7 protein-coding genes are annotated in these 4,863 nt (G+C 68.8%); 4 read left to right on the top strand and 3 right to left on the bottom strand.

The window, feature by feature from the left end; genetic code table 11:
* From NVU01S_RS44705 to NVU01S_RS41965, 3 genes are all read left to right on the top strand, one after another.
* The coding region (locus NVU01S_RS44705) for a hypothetical protein (RefSeq protein WP_209444915.1) at nucleotides 1-186 on the top strand (186 nt) is incomplete at its 5' end.
* A gap of 31 nt (nucleotides 187-217) precedes the next feature.
* Nucleotides 218-769, top strand: a complete 552-nt coding sequence (locus NVU01S_RS41970; RefSeq protein ID WP_043683341.1) for a copper chaperone PCu(A)C — start codon at nucleotides 218-220, stop codon at nucleotides 767-769.
* The gene (locus NVU01S_RS41965; RefSeq protein ID WP_043683338.1) at nucleotides 762-1,952 is read left to right on the top strand and encodes a Dyp-type peroxidase; all 1,191 of its coding nucleotides are present in this window, start codon (nucleotides 762-764) and stop codon (nucleotides 1,950-1,952) included. The genes NVU01S_RS41970 and NVU01S_RS41965 overlap by 8 nt, the downstream gene beginning before the upstream one ends.
* A 46-nt stretch (nucleotides 1,953-1,998) precedes the next feature.
* Here NVU01S_RS41965 and NVU01S_RS41960 read toward each other — a convergent pair whose 3' ends face one another.
* The 3 genes from NVU01S_RS41960 to NVU01S_RS41950 form a co-directional block, all read right to left on the bottom strand.
* Entirely contained in the window at nucleotides 1,999-2,304 is a 306-nt protein-coding gene (locus NVU01S_RS41960; protein WP_014986082.1) for a hypothetical protein, read from the bottom strand.
* 173 nt (nucleotides 2,305-2,477) lie between these two features.
* Entirely contained in the window at nucleotides 2,478-3,062 is a 585-nt protein-coding gene (locus NVU01S_RS41955) for an HdeD family acid-resistance protein (protein ID WP_041562887.1), read from the bottom strand.
* Between the two features lie 66 nt (nucleotides 3,063-3,128).
* Entirely contained in the window at nucleotides 3,129-3,569 is a 441-nt protein-coding gene (locus NVU01S_RS41950; protein WP_043683335.1) for a VOC family protein, read from the bottom strand.
* A gap of 177 nt (nucleotides 3,570-3,746) precedes the next feature.
* On the opposite strand from NVU01S_RS41950, the gene NVU01S_RS41945 reads away from it, so the two are divergent.
* Nucleotides 3,747-4,736 (top strand): glycosyltransferase family 9 protein, encoded by a 990-nt coding sequence (locus NVU01S_RS41945; protein WP_043683332.1) that lies wholly within the window; start codon nucleotides 3,747-3,749, stop codon nucleotides 4,734-4,736.
* Nucleotides 4,737-4,863: the final 127 nt, after the last annotated feature.

Here is a 4,863-nt window from a genome sequence, read left to right as displayed (position 1 = left end):
GGCCGGCTCGGTAAGGCTGTCGACTCGGTGGCACCGGGTGTGACTGCTGCGGTTCGACGTGTGCGGCTCGCCCTGGCTGCACGCGGCTGGGTCGGTGTCGGGTGCGGCGTTCTTGTTCAGCGGCGCAAACGATTTCGCGAGCTGCGGGCGCGGTTCATCGTGCTGCCTTCGGGCGAAATCGGCTGATTCATCTTCCTCTTCTCGATCGGAGTTCCCTATGCGTATCCCCACAACGGTTTCCCGTACCACTGTCCTGCTGCGTGGTGTGGCGGCGGCTGCTGCCGTTCCGCTGCTGCTCGTCGCCTGTTCGTCGAACGAGAAGGCCGAGGCGAAGTCGGCGGAGGCGGTGACGATCACGGATCAGTGGGTGAAGGCCGCGGACGGCGGGATGTCGGCGGCGTTCGGACAGCTCAGCAACGGGAGCGACCTGCCGCGCACAGTGGTGGCGGCGTCGAGTCCGGCGTCGAGCCGGGTCGAATTGCACGAGGTGGTGGCGGACGCGAGCGGAACGAAGACGATGCGGCCGAAGCAGGGCGGTTTCGTGATTCCGGCGCACGGGAAGACCGAGCTGCGGCCGGGCGGCGACCACATCATGTTCATGGGGCTCACCGGCCCGCTGCGCACCGGCGCCGAAACCCCGGTCACCCTCACCTTCGAGGACGGATCGAGCACCACGTTCACCGCGCAGGTGCGCGATTTCTCCGGCAACCAGGAGAACTACGCGCCCGATCACGCGGACGGCGCACCGGCCCCGACGCACGGTGGCTGAGCGGACCGGCGCGCGGCCGAGCCTGAACCGCCGTCGCCTGCTCGGCGGCGGTGCCGCCGCGGCGGGCGCGGCGGGGCTCAGCTGGGGCGCCCTCACTCTGGCCCGCGACGAGAACCCGCCTGCCCCGATCGAGCCGTTCTACGGTCCGCATCAGGCGGGGATCGCGACCGCACCACAGACGCACGCCACGTTCGTCGCCTTCGACTTGACGGCGGGCGTCACCCGCGACGACATCATCGGCATCCTGAAGATCTGGACCGGTGACGCCGCCCGCCTGACCCAGGGCCGCCCGGCCTTGGCCGACACCGAACCCGAACTCGCGCAACGCCCGTCCCGGCTCACCGTCACCATCGGACTGGGCCCGGCGGTGTTCGCGAGCGTGCCGCAGCGCCGCCCGGCTTGGCTGCGTCCGTTGCCGCCGTTCGCCATCGATCGCCTCGATCCGGCCTGGACCGACGGCGATCTGCTGTTGCAGGTGTGTGCGGACGAGGCGACGACCGTATCGCACGCGGTGCGCGTGCTGTGCCGCAGTGTCGCGTCGCTGGTGCGGGTGCGCTGGGTGCAGCGCGGATTCCGGGACGCTGCCCCGGGCCGGACCCCGCGCAACCTGATGGGCCAGGTGGACGGCACGGTGAACATCGCGCCGGGTACTGCCGATTTCGATCGGCTGGTCTGGGACGACGGCGCCGGGCAACCCTGGCTGGCGGGCGGCACCTCGCTGGTACTGCGACGGATCGCGATGACGCTGGACACCTGGGATGAGATCGACCAGGAGGGCAGGGAACTCACCGTCGGCCGAACGGTCGCCACCGGGGCTCCGCTCACCGGCACCGAGGAATTCGACGAGCCGGATTTCGCCGCGGTCGACGCGAACGGCATCCCGGTCATCCCGCCGTCCTCGCATATCGCCCGCGCGCATCACACCCACGACGGGGAACGTTTCCTGCGGCGCGGCTACAACTACGACGACGCCCCGGCGGCCGGGCAGATCTCGAACTCGGGCCTGCTGTTCGCCGCCTACCAGCGCGACGTGGACGCCCAGTTCCTACCGGTGCAGCAGCGGCTCGCGGAGTTCGACGCGCTCAACGTGTGGACGACGCCCGTGGGTTCGGCGGTGTTCGTCATTCCGCCGGGGGTTGCAGCACCGGGCGGATACATCGGGCAATCGCTGTTCGAATCGTGAGGCGGGGGTCCGCTGCCGACCGCGGCCGGCAGCGGACCGAGCCGTTTCAGTCGACGAAAACGCTGCCGCCCTTGGGCAGGTAGCCGATCGTCGCCGGCGGCACCTCACCGAAGGACGCGCCCGAGCAGTCGCCGCTCGCGTACGCCTTGATCGCCCGGTCGGTCGCGTTGCCGACGGAGATCTGCAGCGTCGTGTAGAAGTTGTCCTCGGCCTTGATGCAGCCGACCGGGTTGTCGTGCGCGGTGTTGTTGATGGTCACCGTGCCGGTCGCGGCCTGCGCCGTGCCCGGTGCCAGAAAACCGACCGCACCCGCGAGGGCGACCGCACCGACAAACCCAGCAGTACGAAACATTCGTGCCTCCAGTTCATTTCGATGTCGACCAACCCCGATGCCGACCTCGGTGTCTATTGCGCCTGCATTCTGACACGAGCGCGGTCCCTGCGGAAAGAGTGCAGGTGAACGCGGTGCGGCCGCCGTGCCCAGCGAGGACACGGCGGCCGCGACAACGAAAAGAACCGACCGGTTCAGATACCGGAGTGCTGAAGCCGCTTGGCGTCCTTGCGAACTCCGAACGCCGTGACCATTTCCATCACGCCGAGCACGATCAACCACACGCCGACCACGACGGCCAGCGTGGCCACCGACGACAGCGGCCATGCGATCAGCACGATGCCCGCGATCACGGTGAGCACGCCGAAGAACACGGTCAACCAGCGGCCCGGCACGTCCGGCTCGGACAGCGCGATCATCACCGCCGCGACGCCCCGGAACAGCCAGCCGATCCCGATCCAGATGGCAAGCAGCAGAATCGAAGTCAGCTCGTCGCGGAAGCAGAACACGCCGATCGCGATGGACAGCACACCACTGATGAAGGCCAGCACCCGCATCCCGGTGCCGGTCGGCGCGCCGAAGGCGGCCATCAGCTGCAGGAAACCGCTGACCACCAGATAGATGCCGAACAGCACACCCGCGGCGAGCAGGGTGACGCCGGGCCACACGAGAATGATCACACCGAGGATCACCGAGAGGATGCCGGTGACCAGAATTGTTTGCCACGCACTGCGGGCAAGAGACTGCAGAGGACCCTCGAGCACGCTGTTTGTCGTCATGATCAGATGTTAGGCCCTGTTACGCGGGTTCCCTGGACATTTGCTCACCGAACCCGCGGCGTCGCGCTACCGCGAATTGCCCGCCGTTTCCGGGGGCACCCCGGCGGCGACGATATTGACCATCCAGCCGGTGCCGAACCGGTCCTGGCACATGCCGAACTCATCGCCCCACATCTGCTTCTCCAGCGGCACCGAGACCGTGCCCGCGGCCGCGAGCCGATGCCAGTAGCCGCGCAACTCCGCGGCGTCGGAACCGCTGAGGCTGATCGAAATGCTGCTTCCCGGTTTGTATTCCATGCCGGGCGGGGTATCGGCGGCCATCAGGGTGAACCCGCTCGGGGTCTCCAGGATGCCGTGCATGACCAGCTCGGCGCCGGGCGCCTCCTGGTCACTGAATTCGCCGAAGGTGCTGATGGTCAGGGTGCCGCCGAACACGTCGCGGTAGAACTCCAGAGCTGCGCGGGCCGTGTCGCCGAAACTGAGGTACGGGTTGAGCCGGGAGGTCATGTCACGAGGTTAGTTGTCCTCAGCACAGGGTGCGATGAGTAACGCCTGGCGCGCCGGGGTTTATCGCCGCTGGGGGTCGGGTAGTTATCTCTCAATGGCTCTCGTCGGGTGCACTCTCCTGGGGTGAAACGGATGTGGGTCACGTTTTCGTGGGTCCCGGGTGGCTAGGAGAAGAGGGTGGCGGTTGTACTCGTGCTGCAGGCACGTGGGCTCGGTGATCTACTCACCGCGGTCCCGGCGCTTCGTGCGCTGCGTCGTGCCAGGCCACACGACCGCATCGTGCTCGCCGCGCCGCCTCGCCTCAAGCCCATCGTCGATCTGATCGCCTCCGTCGACACGATGGTGCCCACCGCCGACGCGGGCGCCCTGCGCTGGGACGCCCCCGGACCGCAGTTGGCCGTGAACCTGCACGGCCCGAGCACCGAAAGCATTGTGGCGCTGGAGAAGACCGACCCAGGGCGCATCCTGAGCTATCGCAATCCGGCGTTCCCGGAACTGTCCGGCCCCGAGTGGCAGCCGGACATGCATCACGTGGACCGCTGGTGCCATCTCTTGGAATCCGACGAGATCGTGGCCGACCGGCGCAACCTGGGCCTGGTGCCGCCGGTCTCCACCACCAGCCACCGGGACTGTGTGGTGGTGCACGTCGGCGCGGGCGCGCCCGCCCGGCGCTGGCCGCCCGACCGGTTCGCCGCCGTCGTCCGGCATCTGCTGGTGCTGGGCCGGGAGGTGGTGCTCACCGGCGACGAATACGAACGGGAGATCGCGCTGAGCATCGCCGCGCGCGCCGGACTACCGATCGGCCGGGTACTCACCGGGGAACAAAACCTGACCGAACTGGCCGCCACCGTCGCGGAGGCGAGCCTGGTGGTCTGCGGCGACACCGGGGTCGCGCACCTGGCCACCGCGTTCGGCACCCGCACCGTCCTGCTCTTCGGCCCCACGCCGCCGCGCTGGGCCGGACCTCCCCCGCACCTGCTGAACCGCCACGCCGTGCTCTGGGCCGGGCAACTCGGCGACCCCTACGCCGACACCCCCGACGCGGGCCTGCTCCGCATCGGCGTCACCGAAGTGATCGCCGCCGTCGACAAACAACTCGGCAAACGCAACTGGCCCGGCACCGGCACCCAACAGTCCCGCCGCACCCCTTTCCGCCGCGTCGGCTGAGCCAACCCCTTCCCGCCACAGCGGCTAAACCACACCCCCTTCCCACCGCGGCAGCTGAGCCACGCCGCAAGGGGTGTGCCCGTGTTGCGGCGGCACCACTTCTGTCTTCACGCACCCGGTATGCCAC

The organism is Nocardia vulneris (assembly GCF_001613425.1).
Classification (GTDB): Bacteria; Actinomycetota; Actinomycetes; order Mycobacteriales; family Mycobacteriaceae; genus Nocardia; species Nocardia vulneris.
This window is presented reverse-complemented; position numbering and strand designations above follow the sequence as displayed.

Bases quoted from the DNA above. Each gene is read 5' to 3' on its own strand.
- NVU01S_RS41970 (WP_043683341.1), top strand. From the start codon at position 218: ATGCGTATCCCCACAACGGTTTCCCGTACCACTGTCCTGCTGCGTGGT.
- NVU01S_RS41955 (WP_041562887.1), bottom strand. From the start codon at position 3,062: ATGACGACAAACAGCGTGCTCGAGGGTCCTCTGCAGTCTCTTGCCCGC.
- NVU01S_RS41960 (WP_014986082.1), bottom strand. From the start codon at position 2,304: ATGTTTCGTACTGCTGGGTTTGTCGGTGCGGTCGCCCTCGCGGGTGCG.
- NVU01S_RS41950 (WP_043683335.1), bottom strand. From the start codon at position 3,569: ATGACCTCCCGGCTCAACCCGTACCTCAGTTTCGGCGACACGGCCCGC.